Below are 18,906 nucleotides of genomic sequence, written 5' to 3' on the forward strand. Positions count from 1 at the left end.
GCTCACGCGCCCTTCACCAGGGCCACGATGCGCTCCACGTCGTCCGAGGAGAGCGCCGGGTAGATCGGCAGGCACAGCACGCTGCGCGCGGCGCTCGTCGCCACCGGCAGGTTGTCGCGGCGCGCCGAGGGCAGGCCGCGGTACATCGGGAATTCGGTGATCAAGGGGTGGAAGTAGCGGCGCGCGTGGATGCCCTGGTCCTTGAGTTTCTGGTACAGCGCGTCGCGGCCGAGCCCATACTCGGGGCCTACCAAGATGGGGAAGTAGGAATAATTGGCGGCCGCCTCCCCGGCGTCGCCCAGGCAGCGGATGCCGGGCACGCCGGCCAGCTGCTCGCGGTAGGCGGCGTCGATCTCGCGCCGGCGCGCGATCGCGCGGTCGACGTGCTCGAGCTGGAGCAGGCCGAAGGCGGCGTTGATCTCGCTCATCTTGCCATTGATGCCGGAAGCGACCACGGTGACCTCGTCGACGAAGCCGAAGTTCTTGAGGTGGTCGATGCGCTGCTTGGTGCGCGCGTCCGGGCAGACGATGGCCCCGCCCTCGAAGGTGTTGAAGACCTTGGTGGCGTGGAAGCTCAGCACCGACAGGTCGCCGTGGCGCAGCACGCTGCCGCCGCCGTCGCGCACGCCGAAGGCATGGGCGGCGTCGTAGATCACCTTGAGGTTGTAGTTGTCGGCGATTTTCTGGATCGCCGCCACGTCGCAGGGGTGGCCGTAGCAGTGCACCGGCATGATGGCCGTGGTCTGGGGCGTGATCGCGGCCTCGATCATGGCCGGATCGAGGTTCAGGGTGTCGGGGTCGACGTCGACGAACACTGGCTTGATGCCGTTCCACTGCAGCGAATGGGCGGTGGCCACGAAGGAATACGGGGTGGTGATCACCTCTCCCGTCACGCGCAGGGCCTGGAGGGCGGTGACCAGGGCGATGGTGCCGTTGGTGAACAGGGCCAGGTGCTCGACGCCCAGGTAGTCGCACAGGGCGCGCTCCAGGCGCTGGTGGAAGGGGCCGCCGTTGGTCAGGACCTTGTTGTCCCAGATCTGCTCCAGGTAGGGCAGGAATTCCTCCAGCGGCGGCAGGTAGGGCTGGGTGACGTAGACCGGCTTGTGCTGCGGCTTGGGATCGTGCTCGCTCATGGCGACTCTCCTGGTCAGCCGACGGTGCCGACGATCGAGACGTCGCGCCCCTCGGGGATCTCGTTGTAGGACAGGACGTGCAGGCCGGGCGCGAACAGGCGCGCGTAGCGCGCCAGCAGCGGACGCACCTGGGGCAGCACCAGCAGCAGCGGCGGCGTGTGCGCCTGCTTCATCTGCTCGCGCGCCACCGGCATGTTCACCTGCAGCTGGGACAGGAGCTGCGGGTCGATCGGGTAGTTGTCCAGCGCCACCTTGCCGCCGCCGTTCTGGCGCGCCTGGTTCAGGGAACCGAGCAGCATGTTTTCCAGTTCGGCCGACAGGTTAAAGGCCGGCATCTCCTTCTTCTTGCCGAACAGGCTGGAGACGATCTGGCGCCGCAGCGCGCAGCGCACCTCGGCCGCCAGCAGGATCGGGTCCTTGGTGGATTCCGCGCTGTCCAGCAGGGTGGTGGCGATCACCACGATGTCCTTGAGCGAGACGTTCTCGGCCAGCAGCACGCGGAACACGCGCAGCAGCTGGGTGTGGGTGAGGGTCTTGTCCAGGGCCGCCGCCAGCTTGGGCGAGAGCGCGGTCAGGCGCTCCATGATGGCCGGCACGTCCTCGTGGCGGAACAGCTCGTGCAGGTATTCGCGCACCACCTTCGAGGTATGGGTCGCGATCGCGCTCGCCACCTCCACCACCTGGTAGCCCAGGCCCAGCGCATGCGCCTTCTGGTCCGGGGTGATCCAGGTGATCGCCATGCCATAGGCCGGCTCGATGCCGGGGATGCCGTCCAGCTCCCCGTACACGTTGGGCGAGGGAATCGCCATCAGGTGGTCCGGCATGACCTCGGCTTCGGCCACCACCGTGCCCGACAGGCTGATCGCGTACTGGGCCGGGCGCAGGGCCAGGTCGTCGCGCACCGCGATCGCCGGCAGCAGCACGCCCATCTGTTCCGACAGGCTCTGGCGCACGCCCTTGATGCGCTTGGTGAGCGGCTCGCCCTGCCCCTTGTCGATCATGCCGACCAGCTTGTAGCCCACGGCCAGCGCGATCGGCTGCACCACCGGCAGCGCCTGCCAGTCGAGTTCGGGCGCGCGCTCGTCGCGCAGGGCCGCTTCGATCGCGGCCACGCCGGCGTTGTCGGGGGCCTTGACGCGCTTGGTCAGCTTCCAGCCGACGTAGCCGACCACGCCGGCGAAGATGAAGAAGGTGAAGGTCGGCATGCCCGGCACCAGGCCGAGCAGGACCATCACGCCGGCGGCGGCGAACAGGGTGGACGGCTGGGCCAGCAGCTGGCCGCCGACCTGCTGTTCGAGTTCGCCCGATTCGCCGATGCGGGTCACCAGGATCGCGGCCGCGGCCGAGAGCAGCAGGGCCGGGATCTGGGCCACCAGGCCGTCACCGATGGTCAGCAGCGCATAGACCTTGAAGGCCTCGCCCATCGGCAGGCCGTGCATCAGGGCGCCGATCGCGATGCCGCCCACCAGGTTGATGATCAGGATCAGGATCGAGGCGATGGCGTCGCCGCGCACGAACTTGGAGGCGCCGTCCATGGCGCCGTAGAAGTCGGCTTCGGCCGCCACGTCCTTGCGGCGCTGGGTAGCCTTGTCCTGGTTGATCAGGCCCGCGTTGAGGTCGGCGTCGATCGCCATCTGCTTGCCGGGCAGCGCATCCAGGGTGAAGCGCGCCGAGACCTCGGAAATGCGCTCGGCGCCCTTGGTGACCACGATGAAGTTAATGATCATCAGGATCACGAACACCACCAGGCCGACCACGAAGTTGCCGCCGATGACCACGTTGGCGAAGGACTCGATCACGTGGCCGGCCGCGTCCGGGCCGTTGTGGCCGTTGAGCAGGACCACGCGGGTCGAGGCCACGTTGAGCGCCAGGCGCATCAGGGTGGTGCCCAGGATCACGGTCGGGAAGACCGAGAAGTCGAGCGGACGCTTGGCCGAGACCGAGACCAGGATCACGATCAGGGCCAGCACGATGTTGAAGGTGAACAGGACGTCCAGCAGCACCGGCGGCAGCGGCAGCATGATCATCGCCAGCAGCGCGACCAGGAAGATCGGCGCGGCGAATTTCTGGCGCTTCAGCTCGGCGATGAAGGCGTTGATGGTATTCATGCAGAAACCTCACTCAGATGAGATGGCACCGCCACCTCGTTGGGGAACCGTGGAGGCGCCTGGCGCCGGCCTGCACGGAACGCATTCAGTTGTAACACGTAGTTCAGCACCTGCGACACCGCCTGGTAGAGCTGGGCGGGAATCTGCTGCTGCACCTGGCTGGTGTTGTAGATGGCGCGCGCCAGCGGCGGCAGCTCGAGCACCTCGACCTTGTGCTCGCGCGCCACCTGGCGGATGTAGAGCGCCATCTCGTCCACGCCCTTGGCCACCACGAAGGGGGCCTCGGCGCGGGCGGTATCGTACTTCAGGGCCACCGCGTAGTGCTCGGGGTTGACGATCACCACGTCGGCGGTGGGCACCGTCTTGCTCACGCTGCGCCGCGCCAGCTGGTTCTGGAGCTGGCGGATGCGCTGCTTCACCTCGGGCTTGCCCTCGTTGCTCTTGTATTCTTCCTTCACTTCCTGCTTGCTCATGCGCTGGTTGCGCATGAACAGGAAATACTGCACCGGCACGTCGATGATCGCGAAGATCACGAACACCGCGACCAGGGCCATCAGGGCGTCGAAGGCCATGCCGCTTCCCTGCAGCAGGGCCTCGCCGAGCGGCATGCGCTGCAGCTCGAGGTAGGCCTTGATCCCGCTCTGGCTCACGAACCACAGCACCACGCACAGCACCACCGCCTTGGCCGCCGAAGTCAGGAACCCGATCCAGTGCTTTTGCGAGAACAGGTTGCCCAGGTTCTTCAGCGGGTTCAGGCGCCCGAAATTCGGCGCCAGGTTCTTGGACGAGGCCGCGAAGCCGCCCGGAACCGCGCCCGCCAGCACCACCACCGCCGGCACCGCCAGCAGCGGCAGCACCATCTTCACCAGCAGCAGGACGGCGTCCAGGAACACCATCGACATCTGGTTCTCCATCGCCCCGGTCTCGCCGAGCGGCACGAACACCATCCGGAACAGCATCCGGAACTGCTCCATGTAGCCCGGCAGCAGCAGGGTGAAGAGCTTGAGGCTGATCAGGATCCCGACCGCGGTCGCCAGGTCGCGCGAACGGGCGACCTGCCCTTCCTCGCGCGCCTTCTTCAGCTTCTGGGCTGAGGGCTTCTCGGTCTTGTCGCCGCCGCTGCCGTTATCGGCCATGGGCCATCCTCATCTGCTGCTGGAGCATCTCCAGCACCTGGTTGGTCATGGCCACGTAGTGCTCCGGGATGAAGCGCACCAGCTGCACCAGCATCAGGAGGCCGAACACCGTGATCAGCGAAAAACCCAGCGAGAACAGGTTCAGGCTGGGCGCCACCCGGTTCAGGAAACCGAAGCCGAGCTGCACCACCATGGTCGAGAACACGATCGGCAGCGCCAGCAGCATCGCCGCCGAGAACACCCAGCCCAGGTTCAGGGCCACGCCCTGCAGCAGCAGCGGGCCGTAGCCGGACCCCACCGGCCAGGCGCGGAAGCTCTGCCCCAGCACCGCCATCAGCACCAGGTGGCCGTCGATGGCGAAGAACACCAGCATCGCCACCAGCGACATCAGGACCGAGACCACGTCCGACACCGCGCCGTTGACCGGGTCGTTCATCTGGGCCAGCGAGAAACCGATCTGGCTCGAGGCCAGGAAGCCCAGCAGGGTCACCACCGCCATCGCGAACTGCAGGGCCAGGCCGAGCACGCCGCCGATCACGGCCTGCTCGAACATCGCCACCACGCCGGCCAGCGAGAACGGGTCGGGCATGCCGCCGGTGCGCGTGATCGGCAGCATCAGGAAGGACAGCACCACCGCCAGCAGGGCCTTGACCGGGACCGGCACCATGCCCTCGCCCAGCACCGGGGCGGTCATCATCATCGCCATGATGCGTGCGAAGGGCCACCACAGGGCGCCCAGCAGCGGCAGCAGGAAGCCGACCAGTTCCATCGCGGCTCAGGTGGCCAGCGTCGCGGCGCGCTGGAACACCGAGATGCAGTAATCCATCAGGGTGGAGGTCATCCAGTGGCCGGCCAGGATCACCGCCAGCAGGGTGACGATCAGGCGCGGCAGGAAGCTCAGGGTCTGCTCGTTGATCTGGGTGGCGGCCTGCACCAGCGCCACCACCAGGCCCATGATCAGGCCGGGGACCACCAGCACCATCACCAGCAGCAGCACGATCTGCAGGGCTTCGACCACCAGGTCGACAGCGACATCGGGACTCATCGTTCGGTATCCGTTCGGTTCAGGGGCGCTAATAGCCGTGGATGCTGCCCACCAGGGTGTTCACCGTGAGGGTCCAGCCGTCCACCAGCACGAACAGCAGCAGCTTGAAGGGCAGCGAGATCACCAGCGGCGAGAGCATCATCATGCCCATCGCCATCAGCACCGAGGAGACCACCAGGTCGATGATGAGGAAGGGGATGAACAGCATGGCGCCGATCTGGAAAGCGGTCTTCAGTTCCGACAGCACGAAGGCCGCCAGCTTCACCGGGAAGCTGCGCTCCTCGGGTTTCATGTTCTCGGGCTCGCCCGCCAGGCGCGCGACCTGGGCCAGCGCGGTCTTGCTGGTCTGGGCCAGCATGAAGCGCGACACCGGCACCTCGGCGATCTTGAGGGCCTGTTCCAGGCCGATCTTGTCGCGGTCGTAGGGCAGGAAGGCGTCGCGCCATACGGCTTCGCCCACCGGACGCATCACCAGCAGGGTCAGGATCAGGGCGATGCCGGTGATGATGCGGTTCGGCAGGCCCTGCTGCAGGCCCAGGGCCTGGCGCAGCAGCGACAGGATGATCACGAAGCGGGTGAAGCTGGTCATCATCATGACCATCACGGGCAGCAGCCCGAGCAGGGTCATGAGGACCAGGATCTGCGACTTGACCGTCATGCCCTGGGTCGAACCGGGGATCACCCCGGGCAGCACGTCCCCCTGCTGGGCCAGCGCCGGCCAGGAGGCCAGCAGCAGCGCGCCGGCGAGCGGCGCGGCGCGGCGCAGAACAGCGCCGCTTCGCGACCGCGTCATGGAGCCAGCATGTCCAGGTTCAGGCCGTCGAGGTCGATGACCTTGAGGCCGTACTGCTCGCCGGCCACCACCACTTCGGCGCGGCCGATCGGGGTGCCGTTGACCTTGATGACCAGCGGCTCGCCGGCCATGGCGTCCAGCGGGACCACCGAGTTGGGGCCGATCGCCATCAATTCCTGCAGCGAGACGCGGGCCGAACCCACTTCCAGGGTCAGGGTCACCGGGATGCGCCGCATCATCTGCGGCAGCTGGCGGCCGGCCTTGTGGCCGGCGGCGGCGGTGGCGGCCTCGATCCCGTCGAGGTCGTCGATGATGACGTCGGCGCCAGTCAGTTGCTCATTCAGGTTCATGTCCATTATTCGGCGTCTTCAAAAGAAGTTAAACAGAGTTTGCCCTTGTGCTCGGCGACAAAGGCCGTGAACAGGCGCGATTCGTCCAGCAGCACGTCGGCGCGGCCGACCGACACCGGGATCACGTCCCCGACCTTCAGCTCGAACAGCGCGGCCAGGGTGATTTCCTTGCTCACCAGGCGTCCGTCCAGCTTGACGCTCAGGCTGGCGGCCAGGGGTTCGGCGCGCGGCTGCTTGCCACGTGCGCCGCCCTTGTCCGCCATCAGGCCGGCCAGCACGTGGCCCATCAATTCCTGGTCCAGGCCGATCCAGAACAGGCTGTCCTGCTCGGCCTGGGGAGCGCGCAGCGCCACCCGGATCACCCAGCCGGCCCGGCCCGGCGCGCTGGCCGGCACCACGGCGCCAACCGGCGCCGCGGGGACCTCGGCGGCGGCGCCGGCCGCGGCCAGGCCCTCGGCCACCTGGGCGTCGAGCAGCGCGGCCAGTTGCTGGGTCAGGCTCGCCGCCAGGCGTTCCTCGGTGGCGGTGACGCGCTCGGCCGCCAGGTCGCGCTGGGCCGGCGCCGGATTACGGCGCAGGTAGCGGCCTTCCAGCAGGCCGAGCAGCAGCACGCGCTCGAAGGCCACGGCGGCCATGCCGAAGCGGCCCGGGGCGCCCAGCCAGCGCAGGCCGGGGCCCTCGGGAGCGCGCTCGAAGGCGAGGCTGATCAAGCGGTAGGCGCCCCAATAGCGGCGCCCGGCCGGCGAGCCCATGGCTTCGCCCAGGGCGTCGGCGAAGCGCGCGGCGAAGGTCGGCAGCAGGTGCACGGGCCGTCCCAGCAGGCTGGGATCGAGCACCTGGACATCACGCGAACGGTCGGGTGGGTTGATGGGCATGTTTATTAGTTACGTAGTAACGGGGGATGACGATTTTTCATTCCCTAGGGCAACTATTATACAGGGATATTAGCGTACGACACTTTGACATTCTCCTTTGATTTCCTACTTGCCGTACGGTAAGATCACACCATCGCATCGCAGCATCAAGGGCCTCTCCCCTCTGGCCCATAGAGTGAAACCGAGCCGGAGGAAGCAGAATGAAACGAGCGTTCGTAGCAACGGATTTAACACTTTCGACCCTCATCGACGCTGCAAGCCGACAAAAACACGTCACACTTTGTCGTCTCCAAACAACACAGAATCTGAACGGGAACCGCAATGGCATCTGAACTCGCCGGCCTTATCAGGGCTGACCTGGCGCAACTGACCAACGAAGCAAACCGTCTCGCGATCCAGCCAGCGGCCGATTTCGCGGCCCAGGGCGCTCTCCCGAATGGCGGGGGCAATGCCTTTTCCTTCGCCCAGAGCATGAAGAATGCGATCGCCAGCGTGGACGCGGAAGACCGCGCCGCCGGCGAGCGCATGGCCGCCGTCGACGCCGGCAAGAGCGACGACCTGGTCGGCGCCATGCTGGCCTCCCAGCAGGCCAGCCTGTCCTTCCAGATGCTGATGCAAGTACGCAACAAAGTCATGGGCGCGGTCGACGAACTGCTCAAGCTCCCGGTCTGACCCCTTCTTAATAGATAACGAGACCTGCCAGTGATCTCTACCCTCAAGTCCGCATTCGGCGGCAAGCTCGCCGCGCCGGCGCTGCCGCCGGCCCTGCGCAACAACCTGCCCCTGCTGCTCGGCCTGGCCGTGGCCATCACCGCCGCCGTCATGATGTACCTGTGGCAGGACCAGTCCAGCTACAAGCCGGTGTTCGGCGCACGCGAGAAAGTCTCGTCCAGCGACATGATGAGCGTGCTCGAAGCCGAGCAGGTGCCCTACCGCGTCCACCCGGAAAGCGGCCAGGTGCTGGTGCCGGCCTCCGACCTGGGCCGGGTGCGCATGCTGCTGGCGGCCAAGGGCGTGACCGCCCAGCTGCCCTCGGGCCTGGAACTGATGGACCGCAACGACCCGCTGGGCGTGTCGCAGTTCGTGCAGGACGTGCGCTTCCGCCGCGGCCTGGAAGGCGAGCTGGCGCAAAGCATCCTGACCCTGGACGCGATCGCCTCGGCGCGCGTGCACCTGGCGATCGCCAAGACCAGCTCCTTCGTGTCCGGCGCCGGCGACCAGTCCTCGGCCTCGGTGGTGGTGGCCCTGAAGCCCGGCCGCAGCCTGTCGAACGAACAGATCGCCGCGATCGTCAACATGGTGGCCGGCAGCGTGCCGAACCTGGCGCCGACCCGCGTCTCGCTGGTCGACCAGGCCGGCAACTACCTGTCCGCACGGGTCGACCTGGCCGACGGCTTCGATGGCGCGGGCCAGGGCGGGGGCAGCGACGCCGCCAAGCGCTACACCGACGCGGTGCGCGCCAACGTCAACGAACTGCTGGCGCCCATCCTCGGCGCCCACAACTTCAAGGTCAGCGTCACCGCCGACGTCGACAACGACAAGATCGAAGAGACCCAGGAAAAATACGGCGAAGCGCCCAAGGTCACCAGCGAAGCGATGCGCGAGGAGATGGAGCGCAACCGCATGGCGCTGGGCGTGCCGGGCACCCTGTCGAACCGTCCGCCGCAGCAGGCCGACCCGGCCGACGCCGCCAACGCCGCCAATGCCGATCCGGCCGCCGCCAAGCCGGACGACGGCAGCGCGCGCAAGAACGCCACCACCCGCCAGTACGCCTACGACCGCGCGATCACCCAGATCAAGCGCTCGCGCGGCCGCCTCAAGAAGCTGTCGGTGGCGGTGGTGCTGAACAACGCCGTGGCGGCCAACGCCAAGGCCGGCTACACCCCGGCCGAACTGGCCAACATCGAGAAGATCCTGCGCGGCGGCCTGGGCATCGACGCCGCCCGCGGCGACGTGCTGGCCGTGTCGAGCCTGAACTTCCCGGCCCCGCCGGCGCCCCAGGAATGGTGGCAGGAGCGCGACAACGTGGTCGACATGACCAGCTGGGGCATCTATGCCCTGGGCGCCCTGCTCGCCTACTTCCTGCTGGCCCGCCCGCTGCTGCGCGCCGTGACCACCCGCCTGGCGCCCCAGGCCCCGCTGGCCCCGGCCACTCCGGCCCTGGCCGGCATGCCGGGCGCCGCCGCCGGCCTGCCCGGCGCGGACGGCGCGGTCCCGGCCCTGCCGGCTGGCGCCGCGCCCGCCCTCGGCGCCCCGCAAGGCGCGCCGGTGGCCGGCGGCCCGGGCGCCATGGTGCCCCTGCTCGAAAACTACGACCTGCCCCCGGCCGGTTCCCCGGTCGACGTCATGGTCGACCACCTGAAAGTCCTGGCCGGCAAGGAGCCTGAGCGCGTTGCCGAAGTCGTCAAACAATGGGTACAGAAAAAACATGGCCGAACTGAATAACTTCGATGGCGCCGAAGCCACGGTCCTGAGCCCGGTCGAACAGGCCGCCATCGTGCTGCTGTCGATCGGCGAGGAAGGCGCGGCCGCGGTGCTGCGCTGCCTCGAGCGCGACGAACTGCTGGAGCTGACCCAGGTGATGTCGCGCATGAGCGGCATGAAGGTCGACACCGTCAAGACCGCGATCCAGAACTTCTTCGACGACTATCGCCAACAGAGCGGCCTGCACGGCGCCTCGCGTTCCTACCTCAAGCGCTCGCTCGACCTGGCGCTGGGCAGCGACATCGCCAACAGCGTGCTGAACACGATCTATGGCGACGCCATCCGCCCGATGATGGCGCGCCTGCAGTACGCCTCGCCGAAGTGGCTGGCCGAGTTCATCTCGTCCGAGCACGTGCAGATGCAGGCCGTGTTCCTGGCCTTCCTGCCGCCGGCCCTGGCCTCGCAGATCCTGGAGGCCCTGCCCCAGGAAGGCCGCGAGATCGTGCTGCTGAACATGGCGCGCCTGGACGAGATCGACCGCGACGTGCTGAACGAACTGGAAGACCTGGTGGGCCGCTGCATGTCCGCGCTCGACACCCAGAGCGCCAGCGTGGAAGGCGTGCGCCAGGTGGCCGAGATCCTCAACCGCCTGCAGGACAACCGCGCCGGCATGGTCGAGCTGCTGCGCGCCCATGATCCGGAAGTGGTGTCCCAGATCGAGATGTCGATGTACGACTTCTTCATCCTGTCGCGCCAGACCGAGCAGGTCATCACCCGCCTGCTCGACGAAGTGCCGCTCGAGCAGTGGGCGATCGCGCTCAAGGGCGCCGAGCCGGCCCTGCGCGACGCCATCCTGACCGCGATGCCGCGCCGCCAGGCCCAGAGCTTCGAGGACCTGATGCGCCGTTCCGGCCCGGTGCCGATGTCGCGCATCGAGCAGACCCGGCGCGAGATCATGGTCACCGTCAAGCAGCTCGCCGACGCCGGCGAGATCGACATCCAGCTGTTCGCCGAGGCGACCGCGGAATGAAGCAGTTCCGGCCTTATCACTTCCCGCCGCTGCACCAGTTCACCAGCGCCCTGCCCAAGGGCGCAGGGACTGGCGGCGGCGCCGGCTCGCCCGAGGAATGGCAGGCGGCGCTGGCCGACGGCTATCGCCAGGGCCAGCGCGAAGGCTATGAGGCGGGCCTGGACCAGGGCCGCGCCGACGGCTTCCCGGTCGGCCAGGCCGAGGGCCTGCAGCGCGGCGTCGAGGAAGGCCGCGCCATGGCGCTGGAAGGGCTGGAGCAGCTCGGCCGGCCGGTCGACGCCATGCTCAAGAGCCTGAAGAAACTCAAGACCGAGATGCGCGCCGCCCAGCGCAAGGAAGTCGTGGACCTGGTCGGCAAGATCGCGCGCCAGGTGATCCGCGCCGAACTGGCCCTGCAGCCGGTCCAGCTCCTGACCCTGGTCGAGGAAGCCCTGGCCGTGATGCCGCCTTCGCGCGAGCAGGTCGAGGTCTTCCTCAATCCGGAAGAGCTGCGCCGCGTGATGGAACTGGATCCCAAGCGCGCCAAGAAATGGACCCTGCTGCCCGACCCCGAGCTCGAGCCGGGCGAATGCCGCGTGCGCTCCGGCGACCATGAGGTCGACGCCGGCTGCCAGGGCCGCCTGACGGCGGTGATGGACCAGGTGCGCGACCAGCTGCTGGTCGACGAGGAAGAGGAGGAGGAAGCGTGACCGCCCTCGCCCAGCGCCTGCGTTCGGTCGAACTCGGCGCCGTCCCGGTCGCCACGCCCACCGGCCGCCTGGTCGGCGCCCAGGGCCTGCTGCTCGAATCGAGCGGCTGCCGCCTGCACACCGGCCAGCGCTGCCGCATCGAGACCGTCGACGGCGGCTGGCTGGACGCCCAGGTGGTGGGCTTTCGCGAAAAGATCTCCTACCTGATGCCGTTCAAGAAGGCCAGTGGCCTGGTGACCGGCGCGCGCGTGATCCCTAGCCAGGAAAAGAGCGACCTGATGATCGGGCCGTCCTGGCTGGGCCGCATGGTCAACGGCCTGGGCGAGCCGATCGACGGCCTGGGCAAGCTGGGCGGCGACCAGCCGCTCTCGCCCACCCCGCCGCGCGTCAATCCGCTGCGCAAGGCCCCGGTCGAGGAACCGCTGGACGTCGGCGTGCGCGCGATCAACGCCATGCTCACCATCGGCAAGGGCCAGCGCGTCGGCCTGATGGCCGGCTCCGGCGTCGGCAAGTCGGTGCTGCTGGGCCTGATCACCCGCCAGACCGTGGCCGACGTGATCGTGGTCGGCCTGATCGGCGAGCGTAACCGCGAGGTGCGCGAATTCGTCGAGAAGTCGCTCGGCGCGGATGGCTTGAAACGCGCGGTGCTGGTGGTGGCCCCGGCCGACGAATCGCCCCTGATGCGGGTGATGGCGACCGAGATGTGCCACGCCGTCGCCGCCCACTTCCGCGACCGCGGCCAGAACGTGCTGCTGCTGTGCGATTCCCTGACCCGCTACGCGATGGCGCTGCGCGAAGTCGCGCTCTCGCTGGGCGAGCCGCCGGCCACGCGCGGCTACCCGCCCTCGGTGTTCTCGAACCTGCCGCAGCTGGTGGAATCGGCCGGCAACGGCGAGAACCCGAAAGGCAGCATGAGCGCCATCTACACGGTGCTGGCCGAAGGCGACGACCAGCAGGACCCGGTGGTCGATTCGGCGCGCGCGATCCTGGACGGCCACATCGTGCTGACCCGCGAGCTGGCCGAGCGCGGCCACTATCCGGCGATCGACGTGGCCCAGTCGATCTCGCGCTGCATGGCCCAGGTGGTCAGCCCCGAGCATTCGCTGGCCGCGCGCAAGCTCAAGGCCGCGATGGCGCGCCACGCGCGGGTGCGCGACCTGATCCCCCTCGGCGCCTACGTGCCGGGGGCCGATCCCGAGACCGACCGCGCGGTGCGCCTGCAGCCCCAGATCGAGGCCTTCCTGTGCCAGGGCACGCGCGAGGAAGCGCCGCTCACCGGCTGCGTCGACCAATTGAAAGCGATGATGGCATGAGCGCGAACGAGACCCGGCAGAACATGATCGCCAGCCTGGGCACCATGGTGCAGCTGCGCAGCACCGAGGTCGACCGCCTGCAGGCCGACCTGGCGAGCCAGGAAGCGACGCGCACGCGCTACCAGAACAACCTGGCGCGCCTGGCTGCGCTGGCCGAGGGCAGCGGCGCCTCCGGCAGCCTGGCCCGGGGCAATGCGCTGGCGCTGGCCCTGAACTGCGGCGCCTACAAGCAGAACGTGCTGGCCATGGCCGACGCCCACCGCGTCGACCTGCAGCTGCACGAAGCCAACATGGCCGTCGCCCAGCGCAAGCTGAGCGAGGCCTGGACCCGACGCGAACTGCTGGGCAAGGTGCTCGAGCAGAAGCAGGAACTGGTCGCACGCGACCAGGAACGCGCGCTGCGCAAGCGCGAGGACGACATCGCCACCCAATCCTGGATGGCAGGACGGGCGGCGTAAGCCGCAGGACACGACAAGGAGAACGACATGGCAACGGCAATCACCGCACCCACCTACGACCCGACCACCACCGCGCAGGCGCTGGCCGAGAAGTACGTGCTGGCGCGCCAGCAGATCCTGGATGCCCAGGGCAAGCAGGCGAGCGCCACCGAAGCGGCGCTCAACCAGCTGAGCTCGGCCATGAGCGCCTTCCAGACCAGCCTGGCCGCCCTGACCGGCATCGGCAAGACCGTGTACGCCCAGTCGGCGACCTTCAGCGACACCGCCATCGGCAGCGCCACCGCCTCCCCCAGCGCCGTCGCCGGCAGCTATTCCTTCTTCGTCAAGCAGGTGGCCACCGCCAGCCAGGTGTCCTTCACCGGTCTGACCGACAACGCCGGCGTGAGCGGCGACCTGAAGATCAACATGGGCGGCAACCCGGCCTTCACGGTCAACCTGGCGTCTGCCGACACCGACGCCAACGGGACCCTGTCGCCGCGCGAGCTGGCGGCCGCGATCAACGGCGCCACCGGCAACAACTCGAAGATCACGGCTTCGATCGTCACCACCGGCGGCACCTCGGAACTGGTGCTGACCTCCAAGGACACCGGCGCCAACACCGCGATCACGATCGACACCAGCGCGGTCAGCGTGTCCAACGATCCGGACACCGGCAACCCGCGCACCTGGAGCCTGATCCAGGCCAACGCCGACCCGGCGCGCCGCCGCACCCTAGTGGCGGCCCAGGACGCCATCATCCACGTCGGCAGCGAAGGCGGCACCCAGATCAGCCAGGCCAGCAACACCTTCACCGCCGTCGACGGCGTCAAGATGAGCTTCACCAAGGCCCAGGCCAGCGGCAGCGCCCCGGTCACCCTGACCGTCGGCGCCGACAACGCCGGCACCACCGCCAACGTCCAGGCCTTCGTCGACGCCTTCAACAAGCTCAAGGGGGTCCTGAACAAGCTGACCGACCCGGGCGACCCGTCCAAGAACGTGGCTGGCGGCGTCTTCGCCCACGACGGCGGCATCCGCGCCCTGAACGAGCGCCTCAATGGCCTGCTGCGTCCGACCGGCGGCGATTCGCTGGCCAGCTTCGGCATCATCGGCACCCGCGAAGGCACGCTCGAACTGAACTCGACCCGCCTGCTGAGCCAGCTGGCGCTCAAGCCCACCGGCCTCGACACCCTGATCGGCAGCAGCTCGGCCACCACCCCGACCGGCATCGCCGGCGCGCTCGACAAGTACCTCAAGACCTGGAGCAACAGCGTCGACGGCCAGATCAAGCAGCGCAAGGAAGCGACCAGCAAGCTGCAGTCCGAGCTCTCCAACCGCCAGGTGCGTCTGGACGACCAGTACGAATCGGCGCGCAAGCGCTACCTGGCCCAATTCACCCAGCTGCAGACCATGCAGGGCCTCATGAACCACAACGTCACCCTGTTCGACGCCCTGTTCAGCAACAGCAAAGACTGAAGAGAACACCCATGTCCTATCAAGAAGCCTACGGCAGCTATCACGCCGTCAACCTGGACGCGCAGACTTCGCGCGCGTCTCCGGTGGAACTGGTCCTGCTGCTCACCGACGGCCTGCTCGACGAGCTGGCCCGCGCCAGGGCCCACATCGTGGCCAGGCGCTACGAGCAGAAGGCCGCGAGCATCGACAAATGCGTCCAGATCATCAACGGCCTGTCGAGCTCCCTCGACTTCGACCAGGGCGGCGAGACCGTCGCCAACCTGGCGCGCATCTATGATTTCTGCGCCACCCACCTGCAGGGCGCGGGTATCAAGCTCGACCCCGACATGGTGGACGAGGTGATCCGCATCCTGAGCACCATCCGCCAGGGCTGGAAAGGCGTCCAGGAACGCAATGGCTAGGACCCGCGCCATCGACGGCCTGGCGGCCAGCCTGCAGGGCGCCGCCGCCCGCGCCGACTGGGACGGCCTGCACGCCGCCCTGCGCGAACTCGGTCCGCGCCTGGAGGCGCTGGCCGGCTCCGGTCCCTGGAGCGCCAGCGAGCGCGCCGCCCTGGCCCGCCTGCGCGAGGCGCACGAGCGCGCCCGCGCCGGGGTCGACGGCGCCGCCCTGCAGGTCCAGGCCAGCCTGAGCGACATGGCCGACAACAAGGAAGGCTGGATGGCCTACGCCCTCGCGGGCGAACCCGAACCCGAACAGAACTGACATGCAGATTTCAATGAACAGCGCCTTTACCGCAAGTCCGGCCGCCGCCGACAATCCGGCGCTCGCCGCCGTTCCGGGCGAGTTACCGGCAACGTTCCCGGTCACGGTCCCGGTCCCGGGCACGGTCACGGACGCCGCCGCCCAGGCGCCGGTGTTCGCCTTCGAGCAGTGGCTGGGACTCGAGCAGCCGCCCGTGGACGCCACGGTCCCGGCCGAGACCGGGCTGCCTTCCGGTGAACAGGCCACCCCGGCGCCCGAGGGCGCCGACACGGCGTCCAGCGGCGCCGAGCCCCTGCTGGCGGCCATGGCGCTGCCCCTGAATCCGGCTTCGCTGCCGGCCATGATGATGGCGATGCCGGGCGCGGCCCGCAATGCCGCGACCGGCCAGGACGTCGCCGCGCAGGCCGCCGAGGCCGGAACCGGTACCGCAAGCGGTACCGCAACCGGCGCCGCCGTGCCGGCCGCCGCCGCGCCGCAGCCGCAAGCCGCCCTGCCGCAAGGCGGCGCGCTGCCCTTCCCGGCCGCGCTTGCGGCCGCCATGCCGCAGCCGGCGTCCTCCGCCCAGCCGGCGCCGGACAGCGCTCCCGCCGCCCCTGCCGCCCAAGCCAACCAAGTGGCCGCCGCGCCGGCCGCCGCCCTCGCGCGCGACGCCCAGGCCGCCCCCGACGGCGCCGCCGGCGCCCCGTCCTGGCAGGTGAACGCGCCCGCCGCACCGGCCGCCCCGCGCGCCGAAAGCAGCGTGACCCTGGCCGGCCCGCCCACCGCCTGGCGCCAGACCCTCCAGGAAGCCCTGGGCGAGCGCCTCAACCTGCAGGTCGGCCGCGGCATGGAGCAGGCCACCATCCGCCTCGAGCCGCCGATGCTGGGCCGGATCGAGATCGCGATCCGCCACGCCGCCGGCAGCCTGGAAGTGAACATCACCGCCACCCATGCCGAGGTGCTGCGCCAGCTGAACACCGTCAGCGACAACCTGCGCAACGACCTGGCCGGACGCCAGTTCAGCGAGGTCTCGGTCAACGTCGCCGCGGCGCCGCGCGCCGCCGCCAACGCCCAGGCCGGCGGCCAGGCCGGCGCCGACTCCCAGGGCCGCGGCCGCCAGCCGGGCCAGGAGCAGGACGAGCGCACGCCCGGCCAGGCCCTGGCCGAGGCCAACGCCGCGCGCAAGGACAAGCCTTTTTCACTGAATGGTCGCAGCTAAGCGCCACCGGACGCCACGAGCCCCTATGAAAGCCAAACTGATCATCGCATTCGCCGGCGTCGCGCTGGCCGCCGCCGCCGCCGCGGGCGGCGCCATGTGGTACCTGAGCCCGGCCCCGGCCGGAACCGCCGCCGCCGAACAAAAACCCGCGCCGGAGAAGAAGCTCACCAAGTACGTCACCCTCGACAAGGTGATCGTCATGCTGCGCCGCGCGCCCAACGAGCAGGCCGCCCACTACCTGTCGGTCGACCTGGTGCTGGCCACCACGCCCGAGCTGGAAAAGGAAACCAAGGAGCACCTGCCGCTGCTGCGCAGCGTGGCGGTCGCGGCCCTGTCGCCGCGCACCCTGTCGGAAGCGTCCGCCATGACCGTGGACCAGTACGCCGAGCAGCTGAACAAGACCTTCGACGCCGCCTATGCCAAGGAAAACCACATCAAGCCGTTTTCCGAAGTCATGATCGGCAAGCTGATCATCGAGTGAGCACGCCAGCACACGAGGACCGACGTGGCCTATTCCGCCGACTACCTTGACACCGCCGCCGGCGACTACGGCGACGCCGCCGCCGGCGCCGGCATGAGCCCGCGCGAAGAGCAGCAGCACCTGCTGGCCTACGCGCCGCTGGTCAAGCGCATCGCGCGCCAGCTCAACTCGCAGGCGTCGAGCGTGATGTCGCGCGAGGACATGGAACAGATCGGCCTGATGGGCCTGCTGGAAGCGCTGCGCCGCTACGGCACGCCCGACACCGGCTTCGGCAGCTATGCCTCGCTGCGCGTGCGCGGCGCGATCCTGGACGAGCTGCGCCGCCAGGACTGGCGGCCGCGCGCGGTGCGCCAGGACAGCCACAAGCTGCGCGACGGCCTGCGCGCCCTGACCCGCCGCCTGGGCCGCGAGCCGAGCGAGAAGGAAGCGATCGAACAACTGGGGGTCGACCCCGAGGATTACCGCCAGCTGCTGCTGGACGAGAGCGCCGAAGAGATGCTGAGCTTCGACGAGGTGCTGCAGGAGGCCACCGAGCATGCGCACAGCGCGCCCGGCCCGGAGGACGCCTACCTGGTGCGGCGCAGCCTGGAGCAGGTGCTGGCCGGCCTGAACGAGAAGGAACAGCGGGTGATCCAGATGATCTACGAGTTCGAACTCAGCTACAAGGAAATCGCCGCCGTGCTCGACCTGTCGGACGCCCGCGTCTGCCAGCTCAACAAGAGCGCGCTTGCCAAGATGAAGGCCGCGCTGCAGCGCGCCTGACCACAAACAACAACCGAACGCCAGAGAGAGGCAAAACGTCATGCAGCAATTACTAGGAATCGCAATCGTGCTCGGCTGCGTGTTTGGAGGCTTCACCCTGATGGGTGGCACCTTCTCCGCGATCTTCCACCCGACCGAGCTTTTGATCATCGGCGGCGCCGCCCTCGGCGCCCTGGTGCTCGGCAATCCCAAGCACGTGCTGGCCGAACTGGCCCACCAGCTCAAGTCGATCGCCGCGCGCAAGAAGCACGACTCGGAATTCCAGCGCCAGCTGCTGCTCCTGATGTACGAACTGCTGCAGACCGCCGCCGGCGGCCTCAAGGCCCTGGACGCCCACGTCGAGGCCCCGGCCGAGAGCCCGCTGTTCCAGCGCTACCCGCGCATCCTGGACGAACCCAAGCTGCTGGCTTTCATCGTCGACAACTTCCGCCTGATGGCCATGGGTAAGATCAACGCCCACGAACTGGAAGGCGTGCTGGAACAGGAACTGGACGCCATCCACGAGGAACTGACCCAGCCGGCCAAGTCGCTGCAGAAGATCGCCGAGGCGATGCCGGGCTTCGGCATCCTGGCCGCGGTGCTGGGCATCGTGATGGCCATGTTCTCGGTCTCGGGCGGCGCCGATTCGGGCGAGATCGCCGAGAAGATCGGCGCGGCCATGGTCGGCACCTTCATCGGCATCTTCTTCTGCTACGGCCTGCTGGAACCGCTGGCCAACATGATGAAGCAGCTGGTGAACTCGGAAGCCTCGACCATGGAAACCGTGAAAGTGGTGCTGTGCACCCACGTGGCCGGCAAGCCGGCCCTGCTGGCGATCGACGCCGGCCGCCGCCTGATCCAGCTGAACACCAAGCCCAGCTTCGCCCAGCTCGAACAGTGGATCAACGCCATGGGCGGCGAGGATGAATCGCAGAACAAGCGGCGCCGCACCAGCGACCGCATGACGGGGTAATC

The 18,906-nt window shown here is 68.6% G+C and carries 21 protein-coding genes; 13 read left to right on the top strand and 8 right to left on the bottom strand.

Annotation, left to right across the window (positions count from 1 at the left end; all coding sequences use genetic code 11):
* Positions 1-2: 2 nt before the first annotated feature.
* Genes B0920_RS12355 through B0920_RS12390 form a run of 8 tightly spaced genes read right to left on the bottom strand, consistent with a single transcriptional unit; the run spans position 3 to position 7,440 of the window.
* Positions 3-1,133 (bottom strand): DegT/DnrJ/EryC1/StrS aminotransferase family protein, encoded by a 1,131-nt coding sequence (locus B0920_RS12355; protein ID WP_078032778.1) that lies wholly within the window; start codon positions 1,131-1,133, stop codon positions 3-5.
* 14 nt (positions 1,134-1,147) lie between these two features.
* Positions 1,148-3,241, bottom strand: coding sequence for a flagellar biosynthesis protein FlhA (locus tag B0920_RS12360; RefSeq protein ID WP_078032779.1), 2,094 nt, complete (start codon positions 3,239-3,241; stop codon positions 1,148-1,150).
* A complete protein-coding gene (gene flhB / locus B0920_RS12365) occupies positions 3,238-4,377 on the bottom strand; it encodes a flagellar type III secretion system protein FlhB (protein ID WP_078032780.1) in 1,140 nt (379 codons plus the stop codon). Before flhB ends, B0920_RS12360 begins: the two co-directional genes overlap by 4 nt.
* Entirely contained in the window at positions 4,367-5,146 is a 780-nt protein-coding gene (locus tag B0920_RS12370) for a flagellar biosynthetic protein FliR (protein WP_078032781.1), read from the bottom strand. Before B0920_RS12370 ends, flhB begins: the two co-directional genes overlap by 11 nt.
* Positions 5,147-5,152: 6 nt before the next feature.
* Positions 5,153-5,422, bottom strand: coding sequence for a flagellar biosynthesis protein FliQ (gene fliQ, locus B0920_RS12375; protein WP_078032782.1), 270 nt, complete (start codon positions 5,420-5,422; stop codon positions 5,153-5,155).
* Between the two features lie 28 nt (positions 5,423-5,450).
* The gene (gene fliP, locus B0920_RS12380) at positions 5,451-6,215 is read right to left on the bottom strand and encodes a flagellar type III secretion system pore protein FliP (protein WP_078032783.1); all 765 of its coding nucleotides are present in this window, start codon (positions 6,213-6,215) and stop codon (positions 5,451-5,453) included.
* Positions 6,212-6,571: a FliM/FliN family flagellar motor switch protein gene (locus B0920_RS12385; protein ID WP_179119148.1), complete on the bottom strand. Its 360-nt coding sequence runs from the start codon at positions 6,569-6,571 to the stop codon at positions 6,212-6,214. The genes fliP and B0920_RS12385 overlap by 4 nt, the downstream gene beginning before the upstream one ends.
* Positions 6,571-7,440, bottom strand: coding sequence for a FliM/FliN family flagellar motor switch protein (locus tag B0920_RS12390; protein WP_078032785.1), 870 nt, complete (start codon positions 7,438-7,440; stop codon positions 6,571-6,573). The genes B0920_RS12385 and B0920_RS12390 overlap by 1 nt, the downstream gene beginning before the upstream one ends.
* Before the next feature lie 321 nt (positions 7,441-7,761).
* Here B0920_RS12390 and B0920_RS12395 point away from each other — a divergent pair, with 321 nt between their 5' ends.
* From B0920_RS12395 to motA, 13 genes are read left to right on the top strand one after another with little or no spacing between them, the layout of a single operon-like run.
* Positions 7,762-8,112, top strand: coding sequence for a flagellar hook-basal body complex protein FliE (locus tag B0920_RS12395; RefSeq protein WP_078032786.1), 351 nt, complete (start codon positions 7,762-7,764; stop codon positions 8,110-8,112).
* A 30-nt stretch (positions 8,113-8,142) separates the two neighbouring features.
* On the top strand, positions 8,143-9,885 hold the full coding sequence (gene fliF, locus B0920_RS12400; protein WP_078032787.1) for a flagellar basal-body MS-ring/collar protein FliF: 1,743 nt from the start codon (positions 8,143-8,145) through the stop codon (positions 9,883-9,885).
* Positions 9,869-10,894, top strand: coding sequence for a flagellar motor switch protein FliG (locus tag B0920_RS12405; RefSeq protein WP_078032788.1), 1,026 nt, complete (start codon positions 9,869-9,871; stop codon positions 10,892-10,894). Before fliF ends, B0920_RS12405 begins: the two co-directional genes overlap by 17 nt.
* A complete protein-coding gene (gene fliH, locus B0920_RS12410; RefSeq protein WP_078032789.1) occupies positions 10,891-11,583 on the top strand; it encodes a flagellar assembly protein FliH in 693 nt (230 codons plus the stop codon). Before B0920_RS12405 ends, fliH begins: the two co-directional genes overlap by 4 nt.
* The gene (gene fliI, locus B0920_RS12415) at positions 11,580-12,896 is read left to right on the top strand and encodes a flagellar protein export ATPase FliI (RefSeq protein WP_078032790.1); all 1,317 of its coding nucleotides are present in this window, start codon (positions 11,580-11,582) and stop codon (positions 12,894-12,896) included. Before fliH ends, fliI begins: the two co-directional genes overlap by 4 nt.
* Positions 12,893-13,354: a flagellar export protein FliJ gene (locus B0920_RS12420; RefSeq protein ID WP_078032791.1), complete on the top strand. Its 462-nt coding sequence runs from the start codon at positions 12,893-12,895 to the stop codon at positions 13,352-13,354. The genes fliI and B0920_RS12420 overlap by 4 nt, the downstream gene beginning before the upstream one ends.
* 27 nt (positions 13,355-13,381) lie before the next feature.
* Complete coding sequence (fliD, locus tag B0920_RS12425) at positions 13,382-14,806, top strand: flagellar filament capping protein FliD (protein ID WP_078032792.1); 1,425 nt, start codon at positions 13,382-13,384, stop codon at positions 14,804-14,806.
* A gap of 11 nt (positions 14,807-14,817) precedes the next feature.
* Positions 14,818-15,207 carry a flagellar export chaperone FliS gene (gene fliS / locus B0920_RS12430; protein ID WP_078032793.1) on the top strand — a complete coding sequence of 130 codons (390 nt, stop codon included), beginning with the start codon at positions 14,818-14,820 and terminating at the stop codon, positions 15,205-15,207.
* Entirely contained in the window at positions 15,200-15,511 is a 312-nt protein-coding gene (locus B0920_RS12435) for a hypothetical protein (protein WP_078032794.1), read from the top strand. Before fliS ends, B0920_RS12435 begins: the two co-directional genes overlap by 8 nt.
* Positions 15,512-15,524: 13 nt before the next feature.
* Positions 15,525-16,709 (top strand): flagellar hook-length control protein FliK, encoded by a 1,185-nt coding sequence (locus B0920_RS12440; protein WP_078032795.1) that lies wholly within the window; start codon positions 15,525-15,527, stop codon positions 16,707-16,709.
* Positions 16,710-16,734: 25 nt separating this feature from the next.
* Complete coding sequence (fliL, locus tag B0920_RS12445) at positions 16,735-17,190, top strand: flagellar basal body-associated protein FliL (RefSeq protein ID WP_078032796.1); 456 nt, start codon at positions 16,735-16,737, stop codon at positions 17,188-17,190.
* Between the two features lie 24 nt (positions 17,191-17,214).
* Positions 17,215-17,952 (top strand): FliA/WhiG family RNA polymerase sigma factor, encoded by a 738-nt coding sequence (locus B0920_RS12450; protein ID WP_078032797.1) that lies wholly within the window; start codon positions 17,215-17,217, stop codon positions 17,950-17,952.
* Between the two features lie 40 nt (positions 17,953-17,992).
* On the top strand, positions 17,993-18,904 hold the full coding sequence (gene motA / locus B0920_RS12455) for a flagellar motor stator protein MotA (protein WP_078032798.1): 912 nt from the start codon (positions 17,993-17,995) through the stop codon (positions 18,902-18,904).
* Positions 18,905-18,906: the final 2 nt, after the last annotated feature.

It is taken from the genome of Massilia sp. KIM, from assembly GCF_002007115.1.
GTDB lineage: Bacteria > Pseudomonadota > Gammaproteobacteria > Burkholderiales > Burkholderiaceae_D > Telluria.